The sequence below is a fragment of the Larkinella ripae genome, assembly GCF_054780775.1.
This window is the reverse complement of sequence record NZ_BAAGVR010000030.1, coordinates 388,419-414,978: the sequence shown is the minus strand read 5'-3', so window position 1 is coordinate 414,978 and position 26,560 is coordinate 388,419. Positions and strand designations below refer to the sequence as shown.

The 26,560-nt window shown below is 47.4% G+C and carries 27 protein-coding genes; 9 read left to right on the top strand and 18 right to left on the bottom strand.

The genetic code is table 11. The features are described from left to right. Positions 1–24: 24 nt before the first annotated feature. The 3 genes from ACYVHX_RS28220 to ACYVHX_RS28210 all read left to right on the top strand — a co-directional run bounded on the left by ACYVHX_RS28220 (position 25) and on the right by ACYVHX_RS28210 (position 2,301). Positions 25–606, top strand: a complete 582-nt coding sequence (locus ACYVHX_RS28220; RefSeq protein WP_460675062.1) for a cupin domain-containing protein — start codon at positions 25–27, stop codon at positions 604–606. A 17-nt stretch (positions 607–623) separates the two neighbouring features. Further along, positions 624–1,334, top strand: a complete 711-nt coding sequence (locus ACYVHX_RS28215; protein WP_460675061.1) for a hypothetical protein — start codon at positions 624–626, stop codon at positions 1,332–1,334. A 175-nt stretch (positions 1,335–1,509) separates the two neighbouring features. Further along, positions 1,510–2,301, top strand: coding sequence for a helix-turn-helix domain-containing protein (locus tag ACYVHX_RS28210; RefSeq protein ID WP_460675060.1), 792 nt, complete (start codon positions 1,510–1,512; stop codon positions 2,299–2,301). Between the two features lie 604 nt (positions 2,302–2,905). Here the strand turns inward: ACYVHX_RS28210 and ACYVHX_RS28205 are convergent. The 15 genes from ACYVHX_RS28205 to ACYVHX_RS28135 all read right to left on the bottom strand — a co-directional run bounded on the left by ACYVHX_RS28205 (position 2,906) and on the right by ACYVHX_RS28135 (position 17,212). Next, a complete protein-coding gene (locus ACYVHX_RS28205; protein WP_460675059.1) occupies positions 2,906–4,009 on the bottom strand; it encodes an alpha/beta hydrolase-fold protein in 1,104 nt (367 codons plus the stop codon). Positions 4,010–4,069: 60 nt separating this feature from the next. Beyond that, positions 4,070–4,468, bottom strand: coding sequence for a cupin domain-containing protein (locus ACYVHX_RS28200; protein WP_460675058.1), 399 nt, complete (start codon positions 4,466–4,468; stop codon positions 4,070–4,072). A 316-nt stretch (positions 4,469–4,784) separates the two neighbouring features. Continuing rightward, entirely contained in the window at positions 4,785–5,612 is an 828-nt protein-coding gene (locus tag ACYVHX_RS28195; protein WP_460675057.1) for a helix-turn-helix domain-containing protein, read from the bottom strand. 173 nt (positions 5,613–5,785) lie between these two features. Next, entirely contained in the window at positions 5,786–6,259 is a 474-nt protein-coding gene (locus tag ACYVHX_RS28190; protein ID WP_460675056.1) for an ester cyclase, read from the bottom strand. Between the two features lie 221 nt (positions 6,260–6,480). After that, positions 6,481–8,121, bottom strand: a complete 1,641-nt coding sequence (locus tag ACYVHX_RS28185; protein ID WP_460675055.1) for a carboxylesterase/lipase family protein — start codon at positions 8,119–8,121, stop codon at positions 6,481–6,483. A 140-nt stretch (positions 8,122–8,261) separates the two neighbouring features. Further along, positions 8,262–9,101: a helix-turn-helix domain-containing protein gene (locus tag ACYVHX_RS28180; protein ID WP_460675054.1), complete on the bottom strand. Its 840-nt coding sequence runs from the start codon at positions 9,099–9,101 to the stop codon at positions 8,262–8,264. A 212-nt stretch (positions 9,102–9,313) separates the two neighbouring features. Further along, on the bottom strand, positions 9,314–9,766 hold the full coding sequence (locus tag ACYVHX_RS28175) for an SgcJ/EcaC family oxidoreductase (protein ID WP_460675053.1): 453 nt from the start codon (positions 9,764–9,766) through the stop codon (positions 9,314–9,316). 75 nt (positions 9,767–9,841) lie between these two features. Continuing rightward, positions 9,842–10,303 (bottom strand): SgcJ/EcaC family oxidoreductase, encoded by a 462-nt coding sequence (locus ACYVHX_RS28170; RefSeq protein ID WP_460675052.1) that lies wholly within the window; start codon positions 10,301–10,303, stop codon positions 9,842–9,844. A gap of 544 nt (positions 10,304–10,847) precedes the next feature. Then, entirely contained in the window at positions 10,848–11,882 is a 1,035-nt protein-coding gene (locus ACYVHX_RS28165) for a DUF6371 domain-containing protein (RefSeq protein ID WP_460675051.1), read from the bottom strand. A 75-nt stretch (positions 11,883–11,957) separates the two neighbouring features. Then, complete coding sequence (locus ACYVHX_RS28160) at positions 11,958–13,067, bottom strand: AAA family ATPase (RefSeq protein WP_460675050.1); 1,110 nt, start codon at positions 13,065–13,067, stop codon at positions 11,958–11,960. 17 nt (positions 13,068–13,084) lie between these two features. Continuing rightward, entirely contained in the window at positions 13,085–13,360 is a 276-nt protein-coding gene (locus ACYVHX_RS28155; RefSeq protein ID WP_460675049.1) for a helix-turn-helix domain-containing protein, read from the bottom strand. 195 nt (positions 13,361–13,555) lie between these two features. Then, the gene (locus tag ACYVHX_RS28150) at positions 13,556–14,446 is read right to left on the bottom strand and encodes a hypothetical protein (RefSeq protein ID WP_460675048.1); all 891 of its coding nucleotides are present in this window, start codon (positions 14,444–14,446) and stop codon (positions 13,556–13,558) included. Next, positions 14,447–15,661, bottom strand: coding sequence for a tyrosine-type recombinase/integrase (locus ACYVHX_RS28145; protein ID WP_460675047.1), 1,215 nt, complete (start codon positions 15,659–15,661; stop codon positions 14,447–14,449). A gap of 353 nt (positions 15,662–16,014) precedes the next feature. Continuing rightward, entirely contained in the window at positions 16,015–16,641 is a 627-nt protein-coding gene (locus ACYVHX_RS28140) for a hypothetical protein (protein ID WP_460675046.1), read from the bottom strand. A gap of 109 nt (positions 16,642–16,750) precedes the next feature. After that, complete coding sequence (locus ACYVHX_RS28135) at positions 16,751–17,212, bottom strand: Lrp/AsnC family transcriptional regulator (protein ID WP_460675045.1); 462 nt, start codon at positions 17,210–17,212, stop codon at positions 16,751–16,753. A gap of 234 nt (positions 17,213–17,446) precedes the next feature. Between ACYVHX_RS28135 and metE the strand changes: the two genes are divergently transcribed. Further along, positions 17,447–19,753, top strand: coding sequence for a 5-methyltetrahydropteroyltriglutamate--homocysteine S-methyltransferase (gene metE / locus ACYVHX_RS28130; RefSeq protein WP_460675044.1), 2,307 nt, complete (start codon positions 17,447–17,449; stop codon positions 19,751–19,753). A 508-nt stretch (positions 19,754–20,261) separates the two neighbouring features. Then, on the top strand, positions 20,262–21,254 hold the full coding sequence (locus ACYVHX_RS28125) for a methylenetetrahydrofolate reductase (protein ID WP_460675043.1): 993 nt from the start codon (positions 20,262–20,264) through the stop codon (positions 21,252–21,254). Positions 21,255–21,485: 231 nt separating this feature from the next. Here ACYVHX_RS28125 and ACYVHX_RS28120 read toward each other — a convergent pair whose 3' ends face one another. After that, positions 21,486–22,319 carry an alpha/beta fold hydrolase gene (locus ACYVHX_RS28120; protein ID WP_460675042.1) on the bottom strand — a complete coding sequence of 278 codons (834 nt, stop codon included), beginning with the start codon at positions 22,317–22,319 and terminating at the stop codon, positions 21,486–21,488. A gap of 96 nt (positions 22,320–22,415) precedes the next feature. Beyond that, positions 22,416–22,844, bottom strand: a complete 429-nt coding sequence (locus tag ACYVHX_RS28115) for a VOC family protein (RefSeq protein ID WP_460675041.1) — start codon at positions 22,842–22,844, stop codon at positions 22,416–22,418. Between the two features lie 246 nt (positions 22,845–23,090). On the opposite strand from ACYVHX_RS28115, the gene ACYVHX_RS28110 reads away from it, so the two are divergent. Together ACYVHX_RS28110 and ACYVHX_RS28105 are read left to right on the top strand one after the other, a co-directional pair. Then, positions 23,091–23,525, top strand: a complete 435-nt coding sequence (locus tag ACYVHX_RS28110; RefSeq protein ID WP_460675040.1) for a YybH family protein — start codon at positions 23,091–23,093, stop codon at positions 23,523–23,525. A 72-nt stretch (positions 23,526–23,597) separates the two neighbouring features. Beyond that, positions 23,598–24,179, top strand: coding sequence for a dihydrofolate reductase family protein (locus ACYVHX_RS28105; protein ID WP_460675039.1), 582 nt, complete (start codon positions 23,598–23,600; stop codon positions 24,177–24,179). A gap of 75 nt (positions 24,180–24,254) precedes the next feature. Here the strand turns inward: ACYVHX_RS28105 and ACYVHX_RS28100 are convergent, their stop codons facing one another. Beyond that, positions 24,255–24,665 (bottom strand): RidA family protein, encoded by a 411-nt coding sequence (locus ACYVHX_RS28100; protein ID WP_460675038.1) that lies wholly within the window; start codon positions 24,663–24,665, stop codon positions 24,255–24,257. A 389-nt stretch (positions 24,666–25,054) separates the two neighbouring features. On the opposite strand from ACYVHX_RS28100, the gene ACYVHX_RS28095 reads away from it, so the two are divergent. Both ACYVHX_RS28095 and ACYVHX_RS28090 read left to right on the top strand, forming a co-directional pair. Next, a complete protein-coding gene (locus tag ACYVHX_RS28095; protein ID WP_460675037.1) occupies positions 25,055–25,852 on the top strand; it encodes a maleate cis-trans isomerase family protein in 798 nt (265 codons plus the stop codon). Then, positions 25,833–26,528, top strand: coding sequence for a hypothetical protein (locus ACYVHX_RS28090; RefSeq protein ID WP_460675036.1), 696 nt, complete (start codon positions 25,833–25,835; stop codon positions 26,526–26,528). Before ACYVHX_RS28095 ends, ACYVHX_RS28090 begins: the two co-directional genes overlap by 20 nt. The last annotated feature ends 32 nt before the right edge of the window (positions 26,529–26,560 follow it).

The following is a 26,560-nucleotide window of genomic DNA, read 5'->3' as shown; positions in this document are numbered from 1 at the left end:
CACTTACCGCAAAACGACTAAAGTATGGATACGAACACCTCTACGCAGGGATCGGACGGAAAAACGCTACGTCCTTTTATTGTTGAACCTTCGAAACCCACCGACATTGGTGTTGGAAATGGCGTCAACATCGTCCGAACCATGATTCGGCAAAGCCAGACGAATAACCGTTTCAGTTGCATTGAAGGATACGTAGCACCCCGCCGAATGGGGCCACCCATTCACCTCCATAAAGAGGCCGACGAACTGATGTACGTCGTGCAGGGTACTGCCGGCATGATGGTCGATGGCGAGATTTACCTGGTCGAAGCCGGTGGCTTTGGATTTCGTCCCCATGGTCTGGTTCACACCTTTTTCAATCCCTCCGATCAGCCGCTGCGGTTCATCGACATATTTCCCAATCAGGGATTTGAGGTTTACCTGGAAGGCATGTTTATGGAAATCCCAGCCAGACTGATCGCACAGGGAATCCAGCCCGGAACGCCTGAATTTGGTGCGGGTATGAAGGCTGGCATCCAAGAGCTGGATCAGCAATTCGACGTCGTCTGGTTTATGGACGATCCTCGCTATCAGCAGATTGTCAATACGTATGGATTGACGGTATAAGCCAAATGCTACGTATCATGGAACGCTCCTACAAACTCGTTAGCTATTTATTCGTAGCTATTCTGCTAATGATTGTCGCTGGATTTTACAAAACCTATTTCAGCAAATTTCCGGCATTTACTGGCTTTACGTATGTACACCATACGCACTCGGCCCTGCTGTTGCTTTGGTTCGCCATGCTCATCATCCAGCCGATTTTTCTTTTCCAGAAACGGCTCGATCTGCACCGGCTGCTCGGAAAAGCGTCTTACGTACTGGTGCCGCTGATTGTCTGGTCGATGCTGGTTGTCATGCGGATGCAGTACCTGAGAAACGCATCCAGAATGCCGGAAGCAAAGAATCTAGCGTTTCTATATTTGCCCGTCTCAGCCCTGATTCCGTTTGTTACCTTGTATGCGCTGGCGATTATGTATCGCAAAAAGTCGGCCCTGCATATGCGCTATATGATTGCATCGGCAATTGCTTTACTGGGTCCCGGTATCGGCCGTATCAATTTCGGATTTGCCCATTTTCATACAGCAGTCATGTTTGCCTTTGCACTGGGGGATGTATTTCTGGTTGGGTTACTGCTTTATGAATTTGTGAAGGGTAAAAACTATCGCCCTTACCTGATTTCGCTCCTGATCTGCGTGGTTTTTCATAACGTCTTTCCATGGGTACCAAACTCGGCTGGCTGGCAATGGATCGCACAGGGATTGGTTCGTGTACTTGATCGTGTTACGTTATAGCCGATAACTAAAGCTAGTTTGATTTAGGTCTGTAAATCAGTATATTTCCATAGAGAACAAGCCAGTGTTTTATATGGGTTCTATGTTTTGGAGAGGTCAGTTCGAAAAGTCGACTTTACACGAATTTATTCTTCGATACGAAGTTTTTCGCTTTGAATTTGAGAAGGATGTGTGTTTGCCTGTCAAATACTATACGCCCCGCCCCGAACATTGCCTGACCTTTTATGTCCGCGATCCGCAACGGGCCAGTTCTATTGATTCACCCACGCTGATCACCTACCCACAAAGCATTCTGTATGGCATTCAAAATATCCCGATCTATCGCTACGGCGGGTACGATTTCTGGGCCATAAAAGTGGTGTTCCAACCGGGCATGCTCTACCGGCTCACGGGTATTCCGTTGCAGGAATTAACCAATACGTTTATCGATGCCGAAGCCATCTGGGGCCATGCGATCCGGGATGTTTGCACGCGACTGAACAGCAGCGATGACCTGGCAGAAATGCTCCAATTCGTCGGAGAATTTCTGGAGCGTTTGGTCAAAAGGGCTTGTAAAAATGAATCGCCCGTTGACAAAGCCGGTCAATACATTTTGCACCAGAATCAGCAGGTTTCCTTAGACCAACTCGCCGATCAGTCGTGCCTGAGTGTCCGGCAGTTTATCCGGAAATTCGATGAACGGATGGGTGTAAGCCCCAAAACGTATGACCGGATTATCCGATTTGACAAAGCCTTTCGGATGAAAAACAAATACCCCACTTTAGATTGGCTCAGCATTGCACTGGCCTGCGGTTACTGCGATTATCAACATTTGGCGAAAGATTATAAAGAGTTTACCCATCTCACGCCAGCCTCCTTTCTGGAGATGGAAAAAGCTACCACCAACCGTTTTTTCGGCTTCTGCGAAGTGGATGATCGTTACGTTGGCACTGCTGACTGCTCAAGAGTAGTCAGCAACTACAGGTAAGGTTGAGAACACTAGGTTGTTCGGCTGCCTTATTTTGTATTTCTTGAAACACCCGAATTTTTAGACATGCCCTCGTCTCAGTTGGGAGCGGTTTATTGATACACTTGTTACTTATTCAGTTGTCCAAGTTGGAAAGTTAACCACTATACCTACCGAACACCTTATCGTTCTTTAGACTCAATCGTTAAATAGGTGTTAAAGAAAGGAATCATTTCTGTATAGATCCTGCCTTCTAAACCGCCTATATTACTCACATGACCCCCATGACTAAGTTCAACACAGCGTCGTCTGAGACCTTCGTAATCCGATTGTCTATAGCTTGCCATTTAAACAAAAGCAGACTGCATAATAGACTTACTCACGCATCAATAAGTAAGAAGTTAGTTTCAAAGTACGTTTTCCAGTCTGCAGGCTCATCTACACTCGGCTAACCAATCTACGAAAATTCAGGCTAACTACTTGTATATTATTCGTTTCATTAAACACCCGAATTTTGGAATGACAGAAATATGAAACATGATTGATGCTTCGTCCTTATAATGGAGGGTTTGACTGAGACACTTGTCGATTATCATTTGCCCCTAATGTAAGCTATCCATCATCCCTACCGAACGGTTGCTCGTTCTTTAGGTTCAACTTTCAAATACGAATTAAAGAAGGGAAGCATTTCGGTATAAAGTCTGCCTGCTAAACCCCCTAGTTGATTGATATGCCCGCCAAGATATTCTTCGGCAAAATGCTTAATTCCAGTGGCTTCTAATTTTTTACTGAATTGCAGACAAGTAATGGGAATGTGAGGACTTTCATCGTTTCTACCCCAATCTATTTTTAAGGCATTTAATTGGTTCAAAGCGGATACATGCTGGTCAATCATATTTACTGGGAAACTAGCTTCCCACTTGGCTATAACCTCTTTATGGACGACCATACTGTCGCCGACATACGTAACCGGCATGGCCGCCGAAAGAAAGGTTTTTCCCTCATCCGGTGAATACGATCGGGCTAGATCAGCCATCAGTTGCGTATAGAATTTCTCCTGTTTCCCCTTAAATAGGTCATCGGTTATTTGCCTGGCACTGAATTCATTCCGGAACGAATCCATTCGCTTAAAGGCAGGAGAGGTTAGGCTAAATTCAACAGCCCAATTCAAGACAGCCGGGCTGAGTGCGTACACGGCCCCAAAGACATCAGGATACAACATACTTATTTTTAACGCCCCATTTCCACCCATTGAATGGCCACTTAGTCCCCGACTATTTCGGTTTGAAATCGTTCGATACGTCTTGTCTATGTAGGTGACAACATCTTTTCCAATGTAATCAGCCCAGTTTCCGGTCAGCGTTGAATTGGTATAAAAACTTCCCCCAAACTTGGTGTCGCTGTTGGGCAAGACTAAAATCATGGGGTGCAACTGACCGCTCAGAATGGCCGTATCCATCAGTTCCTGGAACCGATTATAGACCATCATTAAACTATCATTGACCAAAAATCCGTGCAAAAAATAGATAACCGGATAACGCTGGTTGCTTTGCTGATAACCAGGAGGAAGGTAGATGGTTAGCCTACGCATAGGATCTTCCCCACCCCGATTTCCCTGAATGGATGGAGCCAGGAATTGAGTAATCACTACCTTCCCTTTTTTAACGTCTTGTGCGGAGAGCTTACTCAGAGAAAGAAATACGAACAGATAGAGCAGAAACGGTTTCATGGACGTAGGTTTAAGAGGACGGAATGATGATTTACTTTAGGGTAGTACAACGCTAAAGACTTACCCCTTCAACCCATATTTAGCCATGATGGGCTGCCGCTGTTCCTCAAACATGGTAATCCCGTAGCGAGTGTATAATGTATCCATTTTGTCAGTGGCCTCTTTTGAGGTCAATGAAACACCCCGCTTCATCAGATCTGGAATCAATCGGGCAAACATCGCTTCCAGAAAGTTTTCAAAATCCTGATTGAAAAACATGTCGGTATATCGGACTGGTTTATCCGTAGCATTCCAAAACGTGTGGACTAGGCCGTGGGGGCGCAGGTGCCAACCACCCGCTTCGACTTCATACACCTTATCGCCAACCAATATGCTGACTGTCCCTTCCTGCACAAACATCAATTCGTCCAGATCCTTGTGAACGTGCGGGGCCGGTCCCATCAGTTTAGGACCCATCATTCCCTCCATGCAGGAGAATTGTCCATTCGTTTGGCTGCTGCGGACGGGTATTCTGAATCCGAGGCCATTGGGCCCTACCTGAATTGGCTCGGGGGGCGTGTAAAACGGTTTTAAAGGACCTCTGCTGGTCGGGATAAGTACGGGTAAAAGGCTCTGGATCAGCGAGGAGGATGGGGCGTCTAAGCCTGCCAGTAGACCAGTAGACAGGAAATGTCTGCGTTTCATAACAAGATGATTTGTTAGGCAAAAATGAAGGTCTTCCTGTCGTGATTAGTGGTACAAAAACGACTTTTTACGGATCAGAGTCCTAGATGCTCTATTCGTGTAAGCCTACTAGTCGTTCGGGTGCCTGATTGTCCAGCTGAAAAAAAGAGGGGGGAGTAAGCCCGGTGATGGCTTTATAGTCTCTGACTAAGTGTTGATAGTCATAGTAGCCGCATTGAAGGGCAATGCTTAACCAGTCTTTTTGGGGCTGGGCATTTTTCATCAGGAAGGCTTTATCAAAGCGAGCAATTTTGGCCAGTTGGGGAGCGGGTACGCCCATGCGCTCCTTAAACTTGCGTTCGAATTGGCGGGCACATAAACAGGATTGACTAGCCAGCCAATCCATCGAAATAGGTGCGGTATTGTGCAACAACAGTTGAGCTACTTGATCAATACTATGGGCATCCTTTTGGGATCGCCTGATGAGTCTGGCGACAAACGATTCCGCCCATTCCAGCATTTCAGCATACGAGCCGGCATTTCGTAACTGTTCAGTTAGCGTCCGTACATCGGGTGAAAAAACAGCTTCTGCATCGATATAGGTGTTGGTCAGTTCGTAGGAAGGAATGCCCGTTAATCGAAATAAAACACCGGGTTGAAATTTAATATTGAGGTATAAAAACTCCCGTCCTACATATCGATTGGTCACCTGTGTATGTTGGCCATGCAGGAAGGCCACGGGTCTCTTGGTTTTAGTGGTTTCTCCCGGATATTGAACGTATTCGGGGTCCCGGAGAAAAAACTCCAGGGAGTCACCGGTTTTTGGGGTATAGGCTTTGACCGGAACCAGCTTATCCGGTGGAAATTCCAGATGAACGATACCGATATTTTCGAGGTACTCCCGTAAAGCCGGGCTGGGCAAAAAACCTTTCAAGAGCATACAGCGTCAGGGTCGTTCAGTCTACGAAAGATAATAAGTCTACCCTACTTTTCACTAATCTGTTTATTGTAATGACGTCTTCCGAAACGCTCGCAATTGAGGCATTACATCCATTTTGCTTTTTCTCACTTTAAGGATATTATGACTCTCTTTATTTCTATATGACTATATATCTAGTTTGATAACTGATCTTTTAAGCCTGCTACATCAACAACCTCCCATTCTTCCACTATTTTATTATCTGCTAAGCGAAAGAAAAACATTTGCTTAAAACGGACTTTCTTTCCAGCAGCGGCAATACCCATGAATCCATCTTTTATGATGCCCGTAGCCGTTGAATTTACCGCCACCAGATCCCCCTCGCTGATCATGCTATCAATTGTATACTGGATATCTGGTATGGCTTTGAGAATGTATTTTAACATCACAACATGGGAGCTGTCTTGACGACTATGCGTGTCTTTCCCATCCATCTGATGCCAGATATAATCTTTCGAAAACACATCGGCCATTCGATGTACCTGTTGCTTGTTGACTACTTCGTCTATATATCTTCTGACAACCTGTTTGTTGTTTATAGGGGTTTGCGCATATGAAACCTGGAAAAAGCAAAACATCAGCGGGATAAGTAGCCTACTCGTTTTCATCAGGGTGTGGTTGTTTTGGCCTTCTAAATTGGTTTTTGTATTGTATAATTAGTTGTCTGTTAGGCAAATTATAAAATTTCAAATTAAATGCCCGGATATGATTCGTTTCATTAAAACCCGAATTTTAGAGGGGTCAATAAATGAAGTATGATTAATGTCTCGTCTCAGATTGAGAACTTTTCTGAGGAAAAATTGATTAGTGACGCCGAAATAGACTTGCATCAGGGTCGAATTTCTCCCTGTTGCCGGGCTAGTCGGTCCAGGGCATCGTAAAATGGATCCCGTAGACCTTGTCGGGCTTGGATCGGAATAGTCAGGTCCTGGTAGGCATTGGTCTTGGAGTTGTACGGCGGCCAATACGGCCATTTACGTCGCTCGTTAAGACCATTGGGATTACCAAACCTGGCAAACGTGATCCAATAATCACTTACGGCGTCGGCCAGGAGGGCATCATCAGGATGGCGGCCTTCATTTATAAAGGCCGTCCAATTGGCCGGTACGATCCCAAACACAAAGGGCAGTTCGGACGTATGAACAGCGGGAATACGACGACCTGAACCATCACTAGATACCCGGCTAAACTGATAGAGATAAGCCTGTCCACCCGCCCCGGTCACCAACCGAGCCAGGGCTCGAGCCGGAGCCCCGAATCCCAGATCACCCACTAGCTGCTGGCATTGAGTAGTTAACTGAGCCGTATCCTGAACCGGATACAAGTTGGCCAACGTCCCGCTGGTATCCCCTAAGTCGCCCCGGCCCAGCAGGGCATAGTAGTCCGAAAGACTTTTGGCCGGAGAACTTGGCTGAAACCGAATACCTTCAGCGGCCACTATACCCACCAGAACCGGAACCCGGTTCCAACGTCCCCGTTGGATGGCCTTATCCAGCGGTAAAGGCAACACATTCCCGTCCACGACGGGGCCAAACCAGACCTGATAGCCCCGCAGTGGTCCTTGATTGGGACGCGGGTAAGCAGCCACCAGTTGCTCGGCAGCCACCGAGCGCAGCGCCGCTGCGGCCGACGCATCCCTGCCTTCGATCCCCAGCCTTTTAGCACCCAACACTGCCAGCGCTTCGGCCTTTTGAAAACCAAGGATGCCATTGTGCAGGCCGGTTCCACTCTGTAGAATGGCCCGGTGAAAAAGCCCTTTGGCCAGGGGGCAAGCCAGGAGCGCTCCCACGGCAAACCCGCCCGCTGATTCACCAAAGAGGGTTACCTGTGCCGGATTACCCCCAAACTGTGCAATATTTCGTTGCACCCATTTCAGGGCGGCAATCTGATCCAGCAAACCATAATTGCCGGTACTCTGATGCCGTGATTCAGCTGCCAGCGCCGGATGAGCCAGATACCCCAAAGCACCCAGCCGGTAGTTAATCGTGACCACGATGACGCCTTTGCGGGCCAGTACACGGCCATCGTAGCCCCGGGCACTCCCCCCCAGATACCCTCCGCCGTGAATCCAGACCATTACGGGTCGAGTGGGACGCTTGGTTGAGGTCGTAAAAATATTGAGTGACAGACAATCTTCGCTGGTAGGGCCCCAATCCGACGATTGCTGGGGACAAGCGGGCCCATACTCAGTGGCTACTCGTACTTTCTTCCAGGAAGGGACGGAAAGGGGCGGCTGCCAGCGAAGATTGCCGACAGGTGCTGTCGCATACGGAATTCCCCGAAAAATAGTGACTCCGCTGGCATCCAGAACGCCTTGTACCGGTCCCGTTTCAATCCTCACCAGGGGATCGGTTTGCGTGAAGGTTCGCCAGGTCTTAACTGGAACAATCCAGGAGTCGACCGCCCGACGATCGGTGAGCAGCAGCAATGGAAAAAGTAACCACGAGCAAAGGGTTATCGTCGTTGGCATAGGACTAAAAAGGTCAGGTGAATGGCGTTCCTAATGATGGCTCAATCCCCCATCCACATTGAATGGAAACAGGGAGCCCGCCGAACCAAAAATAGAAGGAAACGAAAAGAGGATAGTGGTAAAAAAAGGACTTTCTCGGATCAAATCAGTAATTCGGTCCGCTCCTGGTACAATCGATCCGTCAGGCCCAGTTGTTTCTCCGGAGATTGGGCCTCCATGCGATGAAATTCAAGGGGCGTTAAGCCAGTAAAGTCTTTATAATCTTTTACTAAATGCTGATAATCATAATACCCGCATTGAAGGGCAATGCTTAACCAATCATAGTGAGGGAACCGATTCCTGAGGTTGAAGGCGCGATTAAATCGGATAATACGCGAATAGGTTTTGGGATTCACCCCGGTGCTTTCGTAAAATTTACGTTTAAACTGCTTGGTGGACAAACAGGCTTGCGAAGCCCAATCATCCAATCCTTGTATCCCGCCGGTTCGCATCATTTGCCGACTAACGTCATTGATGATCAATCGGTCATTACGGGCCTGCCGGACAAGTTCGAAGGCGAACGCTTCCATAATGGTTATTAATTCTGCGTAACCCTGTGCCTGCTGTAGCCGCTGGAGTATTTCTCCCGTTTTGTTGGGGAAAATAAAGGTAGCGTCCAGGTGTTGGTTGGTCAGTTCAAACGCGGGGATGCCGGTTAACTGAAACACCGCCGTTGGTTGAAAAACGAGCTGCACGTTCATAAAATGGCTACCGGTATGTTGCTTAACGACAAAGGTACGCTGTCCGGCCAGCATGACAGGGGGTTGCCGCGTAATGGGTTGGCCGGCGGGCTGAACCGCAAAGAAATCGTGGAGAAAAAAGTGCAGGCACTGTTCAGGTTTAGGGGGATACGCCTTAACGGGAATCAAACCAGTGGGGTTGAATTCCAGATGAACGATTCGATAGCATCGCACGAACTCCCGGAGCGAGGGATGGGGCATAACGTCGCGTAGGACCATATGCTGCTATTAAGTATTGACTGATAAAGTTATCCTTTTTATGGAAGGTAATTTACACCACCTGCATTGGAATCGGTCCGAAGTGATAGATGTTTCGCGAAACATTCAAACGTTGGAACGGCCGCAACACATGAAGCTTCATTAAATTTTCATTTCAGAAATGGAGGGAATTCTGGAATTCTTTTAAACCTGGCTTATGGTAGGCTTACGTTGTGCATTATCTTAATAAGCCACCTATCATTTTCTTTCATCATGGTCCAAACCATGATCCCTTTAATATTGGGAAGCGGTTTGCCATCAGACGTTGTACCATTCGTCACTTCCCATTTTACATCGACAGCGGCGACATCAGGCTTTAATAATCGAATAGTAGGCGCTTGCAGTTTGTTTTTTGCAGTTTGATAAAACTGGAGAAATGTCTTTTGAAAATAGTTTTCTATTGCTTGCCTACCATGCAATAGATCGCCTGAATAGGTTATATAATCTCCATCAGATGACCAGAAGTTTGCAACTGCTTTCGCGTCTTTTTGATTAAATGCAATTTCAAAATCAGATACAACGTATTTGATCGTCCTATCGCCTTGGATTTGTGCATGACTGTGGAGTTGTAACCCAATTAATAACACAATAAAGGATATAGTTTTCATATAAAGTAGTTTTAATATGAATTACAAGTTTGGAAAACAGCTCTGCCTTTGCGAAGGCAATTAGATAGTTTGCTGTCAAGGTGTATTAATAATGGTATTATGATCTTGAGCTAAAAACCATTTGCCTTTCCGTTTAACTAATACATAGGTTTTTATTTGTCGTTCTTTTTTGTGCTTAACCCCGTCAGGTGTGATATAGTCATCCATTTGATGGACAACATCGCCGATGGAAACATCTGGTGTAATAAAACGAATGTCCATACTTTCTATCTTCATCGTAACTCCTTTCAAAAAAGTCTGATGAACCGAGCGCACTAATTTTAACACATTATCACGCCCTTTATCGATGCCACCTCCCGGATTGATATGGCCCCAATCAGGAGTCGCATAATCAGGTGCATGTTTAAAACTGCCATCGTTAAAATCCTGTTGAAATAAGCGAATCACTGCTTTAACAGCCGCCTTATCTTGGGCCGTTTGGCCAACACAAATCACCGTTACAAAAGATGCAATAAAGAGCAGGAAAAAAGATTTCATGGTGAACGTTTTGCTGAGGTATAAGTGCGAATAGGTTAGCCAAAGTACGAAGCTTTGGGCTAATTACCGTTTCATGAAGCGCCCGTTTTCTCAAGATAGCAGCAGCTTACCCTACCACGTGAACCTTCATAACTTCATTTAGTATTCTCAAATTGTCATCTCACGAATCAACGTTTCATTTTGAATGCCGAAGTCGAGTTCGTGACACCGTTTTGTTAGGTTTTCAATGCATTAACACCAACAGGTATTAACATTGAACCTTAATTAACCGAAACTTTTTCCCTGCTCTCAAAACATAGGGCAATTATAATAATGCTATATATATAATTAAATTTAAGGTCCGAGGGCGGTATTGCTTTCACTGCAATCTCATAAACTCGTTCAGACCTTAAATAGTGCTCATTAACAAAATTCAAAAATAGAATTTCTTCAAAAAATGCTATAATATATATAATGCTAAGCTAATTTTTTGTCAGAGTAATTTAACACAATATAGCCAGTAGCGTTAGCCCCTTACCTTTTCTTCACATACAGGAATTTCGTTTTAACTAGCCAAATCCCAGAATAATGGATACTCCTCATCCGAAAGAGCCCAACCATAATCAGCATCACGTCTAACCAGATAGTCGGCAATGTCATATCCCTTCTGCCGGTCTTGATCGCTTGCCCTTTCTTCCAGCAATTTCGAAATCTGTAGATTACAATTGACCTCTTGTTCTATTGCCTGTGCTTTTGCTTCCCATTTATCGTAGGCGTTCAAATCTGGCCATAGTACAATATCGCGACCTTCCAGTGCTTGAAACTTCTCGGCAGATAAGCCGCTGATTCCGCCTGTTGCCATCCAAATGTATTCCGGCATATACACGCTGGCAATGATGGCAGTCTTCTCCGACTCAACGATTGACACGGGTTTGTCAATAGGCTCATAACGCAGTTGATCTTCACCGAACAAACATTGCCTCAATTGAAAATCGACCAACTTGAGCAGCCGGTGAGCCCAATGAAAATGACTAAAGGGTTCTTTCACCCGATGTCCAGTTTCTGGGTTGTACAGCATTACTTTCCCCGTTCGCACTCGTTCATTTCTGTCCACTTGCCACAAAATGGTAGCCCCTGGCCAGTATTTTGACGTGCCGATTGCAAAGCGTTCGATCAGTCCTTTTACTACATCTACGGTAAACAAATCAGCCAGATAAGCAGCCAGGTGATTTTGATCATAATGACTGAGCGATTGTTCCACCACATCAGCACTAATGCAATCAAACCGTTGGGTAGCATCCTTTGATCTTGGTTGACGGCTGGAAGCTGACAACCACTCCCGCTTGTTTACTGTACGGCCGTTTATCAAAGTCTGTTGTTCCTTAAAAAACTCACCCGGAGTTTTATGGTAGCCACAGTTAACTTCCCGGTTACAGCGGCCAACCGAATTGTCCACAACATGGCCAGTCGCAGAATTGATGTAATAGCTAAACTGCCTAGGTCTCCCACAACTCGGACAGACGTGTCTACTGTCTGGCCCCGAATAGGATTCCAGACGAAAGCCTAACTCAAACCCTCTCTTTCTTTTATCCTTATACATATCCTATCATTTCACGCACCCATCATACTCTCGCACAAGGTACGAGGGTACGATGGGTGCGAGTTTTTCCATCTATTACTTCTTCAAATATTTACGCACCATTGACTCCGAAACGTCCAATATTTTACCAATCTGGACGTTACTCATCCCTTGCTCATGTAATTCAAGGGCCAACTGCTTTCGCTCCTCAACATCAGTCGTTTGACTGGCTCGCAAATGCTCCTGTTCCCGCCCATATTCAATCATCTTGAAGCCCAAGAAGCTGGCTTCTTTCGCCACTTGGCAGACGATAACATTATTATCCCCGAAGTGTATATCCGTATTCCGTTGTTTAATCTCCTTGATGTAACGTAAGCTAGGATCTTTAATACTTGACCCGATTGCAAATGCACCATCACAAAAGTTTACCAGCATCTTACTTCCAGCGAGATCATTCTGTGTCAACGGATTCCCCGGATGCCGCTTTGGAGTATGCGCCAGAATAAGGATTGATAATCCATAGCGCTTTTTCAGCCCGATCAGCTTCTTCATCAAAGAAAGCGCATCTTTGGCCTGCTCGTTGTCCTGACGCAAATAGGTCAAATTGTCAACTATTACCGCTTTCACGCCAGTTTCTACGACAACTTCCTCAATCCGAGCGATGAGTTGGTCTTCAAAAGAGACTTTGCCTTCTAAATTTTCCCACTCGGGATTTAACTCAGCTCTCATGAAGTTGTCATGGAACTGATAGAGGTTTTCGTTTTCGATGCTATATCGGTCCTGAAATTGTTTATCAGAAAGCTCAAAATCGCAGCATAGAACCTTTTGGGTGCCAGCGGTCATTTTGAACCCATTTATAGCTCTTCCAGTGCTAATGCTATCGGCGATTTGAACAGCAAGAATTGACTTGCCGACTCCAGAGTCGGCAAACACAATCACAACCTGCCCTTCAAACCAGAACTGGTCAAAGAGCATCTTCGGAGTAGCGCGTTGGCTGGCCTCCTGCATCCACCGGTTTGCTGGCTTTATCATCAAAAGTCCGGCTTCATCTATCTCTTCTTTTGATTTTGTTTCCACATTTACTTGTTGCAACCGTCCAGCTTCCGTAACAATGGCTTTACCCAAAGCCTCCTCTATATTTTTGGAGCTAAATGTCCGCTCCGGCTTAAATGCGGACAAGCCGCTATAATTCACATTTTTGTTCATCAAAATATAAGTATTCTTTAATTAAACTTTTTCACTTTATGCCCCTCCAGAAAATCATCGACGGCTTTCTGTGTATAAAAAATGGAATGGCCAATCTGGGAAAATTCGATCAGGCCTTTATCACGCCAATTCTGTAAGCACCGAGGGGTCACCCCTAAATACCCTGAGAGCGCCGTATTGGAAAATAACCCATGCCCTGTCTCTCTATTTTGCTCCTGCAACAGACCGTGTATCTGGTCTATTTTTTGCCGCAGATCATCCAGATCAGCTTTGGTCACTATATCTAAAATCATTGTTTATAATCGTTATTGAGTCTAGCGTAACTGCTTGACTTTTACAAAATTAATCGATAAAAAGGCCCTAGGATGGCTCTGCCAGAGGTTGACCAGAGGACCAGAGCATAAAAAAAGGGCCTAATTATAGGCCCTTCCTGGTTTTTTAGCATCCACTTATTTTTTACTTTTTTTCAAAAACATTTTAACCAGAGATCATTCAGGAGCCCTTCCAACATTATGAGCATGTAAAGTTGCCAGAATCTGATGAATAATTTCCTTTCTATCATCGGTTGGCTCCGTATAGTTATCAGCCAACTGTTTTGGAATAAATAAGCCATCTGGATGCCTAAAAATTCGCTCTGCTCTTACCCAGTCATTTCTCTTGATATTTAGACAATCCCTTTTCACTAAAGCATCAATAAAGTACTTTAACTCACCATTTGTTCCTCGCCAGACGATCTCATTTTGGACAGGTTGACCGGCAAAAACAGGTAACAGATCATTTAGACTACAGTCAATTAGGTTGCGCTGCATTAGTAAATCTCGAAGGCGCTCGATGAGATTCCGCTGTTGTCCTACTGTACAACTTAAAATATAACCAACCGGCCTCTCAACGGCGAAAGGTTCAGGACGGTCGTTAACTTCGATTTGTCCAATATGATAACCATTTAGTGAGAGTTCAATTCTTTGAATGAAGACACTATAACTTCTTTCATATATCTCACGATACTCCTGCCAATTTGGATCCCCATAAACATTATTCCTGCATACGCCCAATGAATACGTATGTTGCTTGCTCAAATCTTCTTTTTTTACTGGTTCGCCCATGTACCCGTACCATTTCTCTTTGATCTTGTGATAGGCTACCTCAAAACAAAAATTAAGCACATGATAGATGACTTCTGGTCGTTGTAATCCGGCAAAACACCAGTGCTCAACGGCTCCCCAAAAGCCCGGATCGGTCTCTTCTGGATTCTTGATCCCCTCAGGGATCAAGGCAAATTTCTCTTTGGATGGCTGGTCGAGAAATGCCAGGAGCCTAGAAAAGCCACCTTCATCCTTCCGAGCAAAATAATCTAATTCATTAAATGGATAATCTTTCATTTAATCATTAAATAAGTCCATCGTTTTATCCAGCTCTTCGTTGACAATCTTAGCGTAAATCTGGGTTGTTTTCAAGTTGGTATGCCCTAAAAGTTTAGAGACGTTTTGTATGGGTGCTCCCTTTCGCAAAGCTCTAGTAGCAAATGTATGCCTTGAGGTGTGAAAGCTTATTGACTTTTCTATTCCGGCTTTATCAGCCAAAATCTTTAAATTCTTATTGGCATAAGCCGTTGCAGATGACAAAGCACGAAAAAGATTTCTTGGATCTTCATAATCCACATTATTATCTAAAACCGGAAAAATAAAATTTTCAGATTTTTCCTGATTTATAGCTTGGTACATCTTTAAAATTTGAAGAGCGCGGTCAGGAAGTTTAATAGACACCAACTCTTTTGTTTTATGCATTTTCACCGTCAAATGGGTACCGTTGAAATTACGCCACCTTAATTGAAGAATGTCAGAGATTCGAAGCCCTCCCGCATGGCAAGCAAAAATGTACATCCATCGATGATGATTCAGCATAAACTGTTTCGGAATTTCAAGTTTCTCAAGGCGGTTTAATTCTTCCTCATCGATAAATTCCTTTTGTGTCCTTTCGGTTCGTAGCTTAAAACGTATAAAAGGGTTTTGAGAGGCCGTAATTACTTCTTCCCTAAATGCTTTATTAAAAAGCATTCGGAAAATTTTCAGATTGGAGTGAATCGTATTTACACCATTTCCTAATTCATCACGCAGATATCGCTCATATGATCTTAAAAACCCAGCATCAATATCGTTAAATGTAAAGTCACGTTCACGAATGTATTTATTGAATTTAGAAAATGTTGCCCAAGCTTTATCATAAGTACCTGTTTTACCTTCACGGTCTAATTGTTCTAGATAATCGCTGAAGTACTTTTTGAAGCTCAAAGATGTTTTCTTGTCAAGGGCAGTCATAATTTTACGAGCGCTTATATCTTCATCAGCACTCATCATTTCGATTGCTTTTCCCTGAACTTTGCCCAATTCAACTGTCAAGAAATTATTAACTCGAGCAGAATTAGGAAACTTTGGCTTCACAATCTGACGCTCCTCATCCCAAAGCTGCTGACTCACATATATGCCTAAGGCTTTGTAACTTGATTTTCGATTTTCTGTAATTCTGATATATAATGGATTTTCTCCTTTTCCATTCGCCTTGTCTTTACGTGCGATTATCTTATAACTAGTTGCCATATAAATCTATCCTATTAGTTTTATATACAAATGTACGAAATTATTTGCAAAAGGTAAAACATAGGTAAAACATTTACTTCATTCTAATTATTTATTTTTCCTAATTTCGCTCAATAAACGGCCTAATTACCAGTATAATAAAAATTATGATGAATATTTTTGAATATTGATGAAATATATGCGGTCCCGTCCGGTCCGCAAACCGCCCCCAAAAAGGGCGGTTTTTTGTTTTATCCTACCTTTAGCCGGGACCGGTTTTGGTCCCGATTGGTGCCCGGATCAGCCCGTATTTTCCAAATAAAATCAAATCCGTGAGGAGCGCACGGCTGTAGTGGGTCGGGTATGTAAATTCTTCATAAAGAGGATTGGTACTGACTCAGCCGGGCTATAAAAACGGCCAGCATTCGCTTCATATCCGCTTTGAATTTGGTAAACCGAAAGGCCTTTATATATCGTTTTTGCCGACGCTGTAATTCATCGGGTGGTAGTGTCCAGAAATAGGAGTCGTAAGAATAATCAAAAAATAGCCTTATTTGCCGTTTACGGCGGAGCTTTAGCAAATCCTGTTGCTGGACTTGATAGGCATAATCACCAAACAAATTAATAAAGCGGATCAAATCATGCGTGAGTTTTGGGCTTTGCAGGATTTGTTCCTGTTTTAATTCGCTATTCACCAGCGATAGCAAATAATCCAGATCGTAAACCGTATCCACCTCCGAATCGGGGAAGGAGTTGGCCCAGGGAATCAGGTTGTTTTCATCAAACAGAATGGCCGTAGATTGGGCAATTGCTTCCTTGATTTGATCGATTCGGGAAAAGAGTAAAATGGCCTGCTGGTGGTTTACTAACAGCTTATCCTGTTGTTCGGAATCACTCAGGTCTGTTCCCCACACGATGTATTGGATCGATTCCTGAAGGTGAATCTGAATGATGTATTTTTGATGGGTTTCACTAAGGCTCTTTTCTGTCGGCTTTTCCATCAGTCGTCCATTTTCTAGCCGCTAGCGCGGTGTTGTTTCCGGCATCTCCGGGGTATGCGGAGACCCGGTTATGGTATCAAAATATGGCAACAGAAACTAAATTAACGGATTAAAAATTAACGTTATAGGTGTTTTTGTTCTCGCTCATCACGAAGGTACTGTGGGTGCTGCCAATACTGGTTACCGAGCCCAGTTTATTGAATACAAAATCCTGGTAGTGTTTCATATCCCGCGCGTATACTTTCAACAGAAAATCGAAATCTCCGGAAATATTGTAACATTCCACGACTTCTTCCAGCCGAAGAATATCCGTCACAAATTCGTAACCGATGCTTTTATCGTGCTGCTTTAGCTTGATATTGCAAAAAACGATCAAGCCAAAATTGAGCTTCTCCGCATCGATCAGAGCGATGTATTTTTTAATGTATCCATTCGACTCCAAGCGCTTCACCCGTTCAAAAACCGGGGTATGCGACAGATTGACCCGCTCCGCCAGTTCTTTAATCGTCACCCTGGAGTCGGCTCCCAGCAATTTCAGCAATCGAAGATCAATCTGATCTAGCTTTTCCATAGGATTTTTTCCTGTTTTTCGGCAAAAATTAACTTCAAGAAGAATAATTGTCTATCAAGATTACAAAGATAGATTTTTATTCTAAAAAATCCGGTTCATTTTAGATACTCTATCTGTACTTATAATTTTGCCTAGATCTTTATTCTGAAGCCGGATTCCAAGATTCCGGTTTCTTAGAAGCTTGTCAAGTTTCGCACAGCACGCGTACTCTCTTCTATTCAATCATTCACGAAGATGCTAACACAAAACCTGGGTTACCCACGGATTGGAGGACAACGACAACTCAAAAAGGCCAGTGAACACTATTGGGCCGGTAAAATTGACCTGACTGAACTCAACCAGGTTGCCCGTTCGATTAAGGAAGAAAACTGGCGAACGCAGCAGGAAGCTGGTATTGATTTGATTCCCTGTACTGATTTTAGTTTTTACGATCAGACGCTGGACATGAGCCTGCTGTTGGGCGTCATTCCCCAGCGTTACGCACCGGTGCTGTCCCAGGTCAGCGAGAACCGGGTAATTGATCTGTATTTCGCCATGGCCCGTGGCTATCAGAAAAATGGATTGGATATAACGGCCATGGAAATGACCAAGTGGCTGGACACCAATTACCACTACATCGTACCGGAATTTACCGCCGGGCAGGAATTTCGCATTTTTCAGGAAACCATTTTTGAAGAATACCAAAGCGCCCGGCATCTGCTGGGAGAAAAAGCGAAACCGGTGCTGGTAGGCCCCGTCAGTTACCTGTTGCTAGGCAAAGAAAAAGAACCCGGTTTCGAGCGCATTGACCTGATTGACAAACTGATACCGGTTTATGTCGAAATCATAAACCGGCTGAGACAGCTGGGGGCCGAATGGATTCAGCTCGATGAGCCGTACCTGGCCCTGGATCTATCGAAAAAAGAGAAAGAAGCCTTTGATTTTGCGTACCGGCGCCTTGCCGATCAGGTGAGTGACGTTAACCTCCTGGTTGCCACCTATTTTGAAGCCTTGCTGGACAATACCGCTTTAGCCGTTACCCTGCCGATCAAAGCCCTGCACATCGACCTGGTTCGCGCCCCGGAGCAATTGGATGACGTGCTGGCCCTGATTCCCGACCGGCTCCAGCTTTCGCTGGGCGTTGTTGACGGACGCAATGTCTGGAAGAACGACTACGCAACATCGCTGAACCTGATCCAGAAGGCGGTCGAAAAACTGGGTTCGGACCGCGTGATCGTGGCGCCGTCCTGTTCGCTCCTGCACAGCCCGATCGACCTGGATCTGGAAACCGAGCTGGATCCGGAACTTAAAAACTGGATGGCCTTTGCCCGGCAAAAATTAAATGAGGTCCGTGAAATCAAGCAGATTGCGGAAGGCAACCAGGAATTGCTGGACGCGAATCAAAAAGCAATTGAAAGTCGGCGAACTTCCCGGAGGGTGCACAAGCAGGCGGTGAAAAACCGCATTGCCGCCATCACGGAAGCGGAAACCACGCGTACAAGTCCGTTTCCGGTCCGTCAGCAAATCCAGCGCGAACGCTTCAACCTGCCTTCCTTTCCGACCACGACGATTGGATCATTCCCGCAAACGGAGAACATCCGCCAGTTGCGGGCCCGATTCAAGAAAGGAGATCTCAGCGTTGAGCAGTATGAAACAGCGATTGAGCAGGCAACCATCGATGCCATTCGCTGGCAGGAAGCGATTGGGCTCGATGTGTTGGTCCACGGTGAATTTGAGCGGAATGATATGGTGGAGTACTTCGGTGAACAACTCGAAGGGTTTCTTTTTACCAAAAACGGGTGGGTGCAAAGCTACGGCAGCCGGTGCGTAAAACCGCCCGTGATCTACGGCGACGTCAGCCGCCCGAACGACATGACCGTTCGCTGGAGCCAATTTGCCGCAGCCCAAACCGACAAACCCATGAAGGGAATGTTAACCGGACCGGTAACCATTCTGCAATGGTCCTTTGTGCGCGACGATCAGCCCCGCGACGTGACCACCAACCAGATTGCTTTTGCGATTCACGACGAAGTGTTGGCACTGGAACGGGCCGGGATTGGGATTATTCAGATCGATGAAGCAGCCATTCGGGAAGGCTTGCCCTTACGGAGAGCCAAGCGCCCCCCTTACCTGGATTGGGCGGTTCGTGCGTTTCGAATTACGGCCAGTGGCGTTCAGGATCGGACTCAGATCCACACCCACATGTGTTACAGTGAGTTTAATGATATCATTGAACACATCGCTGCGATGGATGCCGATGTGATTACGATTGAGACATCCCGGTCCCAAATGGAGTTACTGCAGGCTTTTGCCCATTTTGATTATCCGAACGAGATTGGTCCCGGCGTCTACGACATTCACTCACCCCGCGTACCCAGCACGGAAGAAATGACAGCCCTGCTGGCAAAAGCAGCCGATCTGCTGCCCGCCCAACACCTGTGGGTGAATCCGGACTGCGGTTTGAAGACCCGGAAATGGCCGGAAACAAAAGCCGCCCTGGAAAATATGGTCGCTTCCGCGAAACAGGCCCGGCAACTAATCAACCCGAAAAGCGTCATTTAATGCAAAGAAAGCGGGCGGTTTTACCCGCTTTCTGCTTGTAAAATTAGTTTGTGCTCCTTTCTGTTGCGCGCCGGGAAAAATCAAAACCGCGCACCGCAGGCACCGGCAGGAATGGAGCGACGAAACAGATAAGAGATGGATCTGGCACCGCTGCGGCCCCCAATTGGCCCGGCCATACCCTTTTCGAAATCGTCAAGAACGAAGTCCATGGTGAAACCGGTATCGGCTCGCCGTGAAGTTCGACCGAAGAAATCTCACCTTTGCCGTCGGTTGTCTGCCCGGAAAAGGGACCAATCCCGAGCGGTTTTGCAAAGGAATCGTTCAGAATAACGAGAGATAAGCTTGTGATGGGCTGATCGCTGACGGGTCGGAAACGGATGACGCATTGAGTGAACTGTATTTAGAGTATATTGGGCCGGTGAAGAATGCCGCCGGGATGACTGGCCGCAAATCCATTCTAGCTAATAATCTTACGTATACCGTCTGAAGGTCTTGTTTTAGTACCCTTATGTTTCTCGAAAAAATTAAATCCGGAGAGTCAGGCGTGTTGCTTTACGGCATCACACCACCCAAAGTCGGTACTGCGCCGGAACGCGTTGCCGAAATTGCCCAAAAAACCCTGGAGCGCCTGTCCCTTTTGGATATTGATGCGCTCGTGGTTTATGATGTCCAAGATGAATCGGCCCGCACCCAGGAGGAAAGGCCCTTCCCGTTTATCAATGCGCTGGATCCGCTGGTTTTTGCCTCTGGTTACCTGGGTTCCTTACCCGTCCCGAAAATAATTTACCGCCCGGCCGGGAAGTTTTCGGCGGAAGAGCTAGCCGGTTGGCTGGAAGAGTTGCATCAGCAGCAGTTCTATCCCGTTTTTGTCGGCGTACCGGCTCCGGATTTTCCGGTCAAAACCAGCCTTTCGGAAGCCTACCAGATCTGGAGCAAGCACCAGGACACCTCCGTTATCGGGGCTGTAACCATCCCCGAAAGGCATCATGTGCTGAACGATGAGGATGTCCGGATGCTGGATAAAATGCGTTGCGGGGTATCGTTCTTTATTTCCCAATGTATTTTCAATCTGGATTACGCTAAGCAGGTGATCGACGACCTGGCCCGCAGTTGTAACCGGCAGAATAGTACGCCCCCGACGATCATTTTCACTATTACAGCCTGCGGATCGGCCAAAACCCTGCATTTTATGGAGTGGCTGGGCATTCATGTACCGGAGGAGCTAAAAGAAGAGCTGAAAAAATCGGAGGATATTCTGGAAAAATCGGTAAAAATATGCCTCGATATCGCTTCTGAGTTGACCACATTCTGTCTGGAACGCGCGATCCCCTTCGGTTTTAATGTGGAAAGCGTCGCCATTCGCAAAGCCGAGATCGAAGCGTCGATCCAACTCACAAAAGGGATTGGTCAGATCCTGAACGACAACGGCTTGAGAACGTCGCCGGAACGCATTCAGGGTGTGGTTGCGATTGACCAGCCGTCCGAAAGTCTGAACCAGTAACCCAATCCCTTTCCGACCCGGGAGACGCTGCTCGTTTTTACCGAATCTGACCACCAGCTCCAATGAAGGTCGAGATCAATTTGGGTAATGATTGGATTACACCATTACCCAAATTGACTGTTTGGCGTTGTTTCTGCCCAATTTCAGAACGCTCCTTCGTATTCAGAGACCGGCAAGGATCAGGGAGTAGCAACCTCAGTACTGTACTATACCGCCAACGGAACCTGTCCACTAAAGGGTATTCGCAAAAAAATGACGCAATGCCTGAGCGGTTTCCTGAGGAGATTCTTCCGGAAAAAAATGGCCGCCCGGGATGGGTTGACCCGCAACCGAACCCGCCCACGTTGCCCAAATGGCTAATGGGCCGCCCGCCGTTGTATACCAGGTATTTAGCACGCTGTTTTGTCCCCATAACACCAACACGGGGCATTGGATGCGACGACCTCGTTTGAGATCGGCCTGGTCCTGCTCATCGTCCAGTGTGGCCCCGGCCCGGTAGTCTTCACAGATGGCATGAACGTTGGCGGAGTTGCGCAAGGCATCAAGATACGCCTGCCGAATGGAAGCCGGAAAAGTGTCCGGATCTGACCCCCAGCCGCTGAACGCATTTTCCAGAATCGCAGCGGGGGCGGCAAGAATCAGTTGTTCCGGCAAGGGTGCTTCCTGGGCTAGCAACGACCAGGGCCAATACCCGATGGTTAGCCTTTTATCGGCCCGCTGCCATACCTCCGAAGTAGGCAGAATATCCAGGACGGCTAACCGCTCAATGGCCTGGGGATAATCCAGCGCTAACCGATAAGCAACCCGTCCGCCCCGATCATGACCCGCTACCGAGAACGTATCAAAACCTAGCTGCTTCATCACAGCGACCATATCCGCGGCCATGACTCGCTTGGAGTAGGGCGTGTGGGTCGCATCCGAAGGTGGGCAACTGCTTTGGCCATAGCCCCGCAGGTCGGCACAAATAAGGGTAAACTGCTGGGCGAGTAGTGGAGCCACCCGGTGCCACATCAGATGGGTCTGGGGAAAACCGTGCAGCAGCAACAGAGCCGGCCCAGTCCCCATTCGGCGTAAAAAAATAACCGCCTGGCCGGTATCAATTTTGATAGGTGGGGCGCTCTCAAACGCGGTCAATAAATCCATGGCTCAGCTCCGGGTAGGCTACTCCGGCTTATCGCCTTTGAAAATCCAGGATACCCCATATTTATCGGTCAATTGTCCATAGCTGCCAAAAGGCACCGAATGCAAGTCCTGGAAGGTTCGCTTATCCTGATCAGCACCTTCCGCCAGGTTGTCAAAAACCGCTTTCAGTTCATGATAGGATTCACCAACAAGATACAGGCTAACGGTATTGCCCAGTTTGGGTTCGAGGATGGGTGAGGCCATCCAGTCCGTAGCCGAGATTTCAATCGCTCCGCTTTTCAAATGGGCATTGATGATTCGGTGGTGTTTTTCAACTGGGAACTGGTCTTTCATGGGCGTATCACCCAGTTTAGTCAGCGTTAACTGGCCTCCCAGACACTGCTGATAAAAAGTCATGGCCTCCGTGCAGTTGCCATCAAATAAAAGAAAAGGGGTACAATGAATCATGGGCATAGGTGAGTTTATAGTTGCTTAGGATAAAACCGGGAGCCTTACCAACTGTTCACGGACTTTTCTGGTTCTGTGCAGCAGCGGCATGATGCTTCATGCAAGATAGGTCAAACAGGTTCAGCAAACTGACTCTACTGGCGGAAATACGATTAATTACGCACCGGTCAAACAGTTGGCGCGTGATCAGGGTTACATTCTTGGCTCCTGATGGTCAGTAAATAAGCCTTTTAAACCGCCTGCTTCATGAGCGATCAACAACAAATTACCCAACTCATCGACGACATGGTAACGGCTATTCAACGCAAGGACGTAGCCACCGCCGTGGGAACCTTTGCCGACCAATCCGTGATGTACCTGCTGAATCCTCCGCTGCGTTTCAAGTCGGGAGAAAACGCGCCGGGTGCCGGTGGAATTGAAGCGTGGTTTGCTTCATTTGATGGCCCGATTGGACTGACGTATCAGGAATTGGAAACAACAGCGGGCGAAGACGTGGCGTTCTGCCACGGTTTGGTTCACTTAAGCGGACGACGTACGGATGGCTCAAATACCGACGTATGGTACCGCGAAACGTTGGGACTTCGTAAACTGGAAGGTACCTGGAAAATCGCCCATCAGCATCAGTCGTTCCCCACCTACATGGACGGGAGCCAAAAAGCCGCCACCGATCTACAGCCCTAGCGGTTACAGCAATCTAACCTGAACTGGCGGAGTTAAAGCCGGTTTTTAACCCTGAGACAAACAATGAGCAAGGTGATTGTTGAACTCTCCATGTCACTGGACGGTTTCATTGCCCACTCCGACGGTCGCACCGACGAGGTACATGCCTGGTACAACCAGGGGGGTACGCAAGTCAAGATGCCCAACAACGAGTTAACCTTCAAAACCCACCCAGTCAACGCGGAGGTGATTCAGGAGACGTTTCGCCAGTTGGGAGCCAACGTGACCGGCCGGAATACGTTTGAAGACGCTCAAGCCTGGGGTGGTCAGGATCCGATGGGCATCCCCAGTTTTATTGTTTCCCACGACGTACCCGACCAGTGGGCTGGCGAAAACAGCCCGTTCAAATTCGTGACCGATGGTGTTGCCAGTGCCATTGCCCAGGCTAAGGCAGCCGCCGGAGATCGAGCGGTTGGGGTGGCCGGAGCCGACATTGCCCAGCAGTGCTTACAACTGGGGCTGCTGGATGAAATTCAGATCCATCTCACCCCAGTGCTCTTAGGAACGGGAATCCGCCTGTTCGACCATCTGGGGTCAGAGCCTATTCCGTTGGAGCAATTACGGGTAGTTGAAGCAGCGGGGGTGACCCATTTGTGGTATCGGATCGTCAAATAAATAAACCGTATTCTGTCTGATCAATCGGGCAAGCTTCGATGGGTCATGCCTTCGCAGAACAGTCCGGTTTTGCGGCTAGGCTTCCAGGACGGCAATCGCATCGATCTCAATTAACAATCCGTTCAGCGCCAACGCCTGCACACCAAGCCAGGTGCTGGCAGGCCGGTTTTTATGCGGAAACGTGTTTCGTAAGGCTTCACTGATACAACCGGCATCGGCTGATTGATAATCCTTTACATAGATCGTGAGTTTAACGACATCCCTGGTTGTTGCTCCTACTGAAGTCAGCGCTTTCTCCAGGTTCTGGCAGGCCTGAGTCGCCTGTCTGGAAAGATCACCCTCCCCGATAAGCCGGTTTTCCTGATCCATTGCGACTTGACCGGAAAGGTAAATGGTCCGGGTGGAACCGCTGCTTACGGTGACAATCTGTGAAAAAGACTGCTCCCAATTGGGCAGCTCCGGCGGATTAAAAAAGCGCTTTTCCATGACTATTCAATGGTGAAAATAATTTCCTATTGCTGGTAAACTACACATTTTATCCGGTTAATACACCCGGTTTTTGGGCATTGCTGAAAACGCTTCCAGGTACCAGAAAGAGCCAAACGTGTACAATTCGAATCAGGGTCAAAACCCGGCCTTACCGGGCCAATGGATACGCTGGTTCGTACCCGCCCCCCATCTCCCGATGGTGGAACACATCAATTTACCGCTTTAGAAATCAGGTAGTTGTACCCATGCAAACAGGCACTTTTCCTCTTTGTTGAAAACCGGAAGTTCAGTTAGTTTGCACACTAGTTGATTTTATTTTCAGTAACTGCTCAATAGCAGTTCAATCCCGGTTTTGCCCGCAAATCACCCCCATTTCTCCCCAACCTATGACTGACCGCAAACCCTCTCAACACGCCTACCGGATTGGCCTGATTGTGCCCAGCTCCAATACCACCATGGAAACGGAAATTCCCCAGTTGTTATCCCGACAGCAGCAGGAACCGGCTCTTTCGTTTACCTTTCACTCCGCCCGGGTTCGATTGCGACAGGTAACCCCGCATGCGTTGCAGGCCCTGAACGAAGCGGCCGGTGAAGCCGTCGATACCCTCTGCGACGCCCAGGTAGACAGCATCATGTATGCCTGTCTGGTGGCGGCCATGTTCGGCGGTCGAAGGAATGTTGTGGCGACAACGGAGCGGCTTGCCAATCAGGCCCGGTGCAATGGCACGAATCCTGCGGTTGTTACGAGTGCGGGCTCTTTAGTAACGGCACTGGCCGCGTTGAACGCCCAAAAAGTCAGCCTGATTGCCCCCTATAAACCTGAACTGACGGAGACGGTTTCCAACACGCTCCGGGAATACGGCATCACGGTCGTACAGACCCGTTCCCTATCGGTCGTTGATAACCAGGCGGTGGGCCGGCTGGACCCCAACAATCTGATTTCAATGGCTTCCGAAATGGATCTTTCAGGCTCGGATGCGCTCATTCTTTCGGCTTGTGTCCAGATGCCTTCACTGGCGGTTCTTGAGCAGGCTGAAGCCCGGTTTGGCCTGCCCGTCCTGAGCGCGGCCACGGCCAGCGTTTACGCCCTTTTAACCGCTCTAGGCATCAGGCCCGCCATTTCGGGCGCCGGAAAACTTCTGGAAAATCTAACGTACTATGGCGATGAACATCCTACCCATTAATGATCCTGCGGTTTTGGAGCTGGCCACCGAAGAAATCCATCAACGGCCCATCCTGGTCCAGCTGCCCACGGTTTTTGTCCTGCTAGCGGCCCCCACCGCCCAGGGAGCCCACCAGTTGGATGCGACCAAAACCCGGCTGGCCGGTAAAAACTACGGTACCGCCATCGGCTCCCTGGACCGGTTCATTGCGCAGGCCGAACCCCAAATGCTCCCTGACGAATTTAATTGCGCTGCCCGCTTCCGGGCCCTGACCGGCACCTTTATTCGCCTGTCCTTTCACCACCCTACCATCCAGTCGAAAACCCTGCGGAACGGCACCCATCAGGGGTTGTTACTGGGTGGTCCATATGCGGCCCTGTTCAGCTGGATCGAGGAGTCGTTTGAATCGCGGACTCCGGAAGCGATGTGGAACTACCGGAATTACAGCGCGCCTTTGTGCACCAGCTGCAACGTCAGCGGAGATCCCGAAGGCTCCATTGTTGCGTATGACAAGGCTCTCCTGTTCGCTCAAACCAGAGACATCCGGCTGTTTATTACCACGACCGAGGCCCCACCGGAAAAGGGCTCCTACCCCATTTTCGGTTTTCAGAAAGATCAGGTAAGCATTCACCGCGACGGACCGGGTCTGGACCGGTTTAAAGAACTGATCCCAGAAAACCTCAGGAGCTGGCGCTAAACGGGTTCACGACGGCACACCATAAAAACCGC

Coding starts and splice junctions, on each gene's coding strand:
- ACYVHX_RS28220 (WP_460675062.1), top strand. CDS start 25: ATGGATACGAACACCTCTACGCAGGGATCGGACGGAAAAACGCTACGT.
- ACYVHX_RS28215 (WP_460675061.1), top strand. CDS start 624: ATGGAACGCTCCTACAAACTCGTTAGCTATTTATTCGTAGCTATTCTG.
- ACYVHX_RS28205 (WP_460675059.1), bottom strand. CDS start 4,009: ATGAAACCGTTTCTGCTCTATCTGTTCGTATTTCTTTCTCTGAGTAAG.
- ACYVHX_RS28200 (WP_460675058.1), bottom strand. CDS start 4,468: ATGATGGGTCCTAAACTGATGGGACCGGCCCCGCACGTTCACAAGGAT.
- ACYVHX_RS28195 (WP_460675057.1), bottom strand. CDS start 5,612: ATGCTCTTGAAAGGTTTTTTGCCCAGCCCGGCTTTACGGGAGTACCTC.
- ACYVHX_RS28190 (WP_460675056.1), bottom strand. CDS start 6,259: ATGAAAACGAGTAGGCTACTTATCCCGCTGATGTTTTGCTTTTTCCAG.
- ACYVHX_RS28185 (WP_460675055.1), bottom strand. CDS start 8,121: ATGCCAACGACGATAACCCTTTGCTCGTGGTTACTTTTTCCATTGCTG.
- ACYVHX_RS28180 (WP_460675054.1), bottom strand. CDS start 9,101: ATGCCCCATCCCTCGCTCCGGGAGTTCGTGCGATGCTATCGAATCGTT.
- ACYVHX_RS28175 (WP_460675053.1), bottom strand. CDS start 9,766: ATGAAAACTATATCCTTTATTGTGTTATTAATTGGGTTACAACTCCAC.
- ACYVHX_RS28170 (WP_460675052.1), bottom strand. CDS start 10,303: ATGAAATCTTTTTTCCTGCTCTTTATTGCATCTTTTGTAACGGTGATT.
- ACYVHX_RS28165 (WP_460675051.1), bottom strand. CDS start 11,882: ATGTATAAGGATAAAAGAAAGAGAGGGTTTGAGTTAGGCTTTCGTCTG.
- ACYVHX_RS28160 (WP_460675050.1), bottom strand. CDS start 13,067: ATGAACAAAAATGTGAATTATAGCGGCTTGTCCGCATTTAAGCCGGAG.
- ACYVHX_RS28155 (WP_460675049.1), bottom strand. CDS start 13,360: ATGATTTTAGATATAGTGACCAAAGCTGATCTGGATGATCTGCGGCAA.
- ACYVHX_RS28150 (WP_460675048.1), bottom strand. CDS start 14,446: ATGAAAGATTATCCATTTAATGAATTAGATTATTTTGCTCGGAAGGAT.
- ACYVHX_RS28145 (WP_460675047.1), bottom strand. CDS start 15,661: ATGGCAACTAGTTATAAGATAATCGCACGTAAAGACAAGGCGAATGGA.
- ACYVHX_RS28140 (WP_460675046.1), bottom strand. CDS start 16,641: ATGGAAAAGCCGACAGAAAAGAGCCTTAGTGAAACCCATCAAAAATAC.
- ACYVHX_RS28135 (WP_460675045.1), bottom strand. CDS start 17,212: ATGGAAAAGCTAGATCAGATTGATCTTCGATTGCTGAAATTGCTGGGA.
- metE (WP_460675044.1), top strand. CDS start 17,447: ATGCTAACACAAAACCTGGGTTACCCACGGATTGGAGGACAACGACAA.
- ACYVHX_RS28125 (WP_460675043.1), top strand. CDS start 20,262: ATGTTTCTCGAAAAAATTAAATCCGGAGAGTCAGGCGTGTTGCTTTAC.
- ACYVHX_RS28120 (WP_460675042.1), bottom strand. CDS start 22,319: ATGGGGACTGGGCCGGCTCTGTTGCTGCTGCACGGTTTTCCCCAGACC.
- ACYVHX_RS28115 (WP_460675041.1), bottom strand. CDS start 22,844: ATGATTCATTGTACCCCTTTTCTTTTATTTGATGGCAACTGCACGGAG.
- ACYVHX_RS28110 (WP_460675040.1), top strand. CDS start 23,091: ATGAGCGATCAACAACAAATTACCCAACTCATCGACGACATGGTAACG.
- ACYVHX_RS28100 (WP_460675038.1), bottom strand. CDS start 24,665: ATGGAAAAGCGCTTTTTTAATCCGCCGGAGCTGCCCAATTGGGAGCAG.
- ACYVHX_RS28095 (WP_460675037.1), top strand. CDS start 25,055: ATGACTGACCGCAAACCCTCTCAACACGCCTACCGGATTGGCCTGATT.
- ACYVHX_RS28090 (WP_460675036.1), top strand. CDS start 25,833: ATGAACATCCTACCCATTAATGATCCTGCGGTTTTGGAGCTGGCCACC.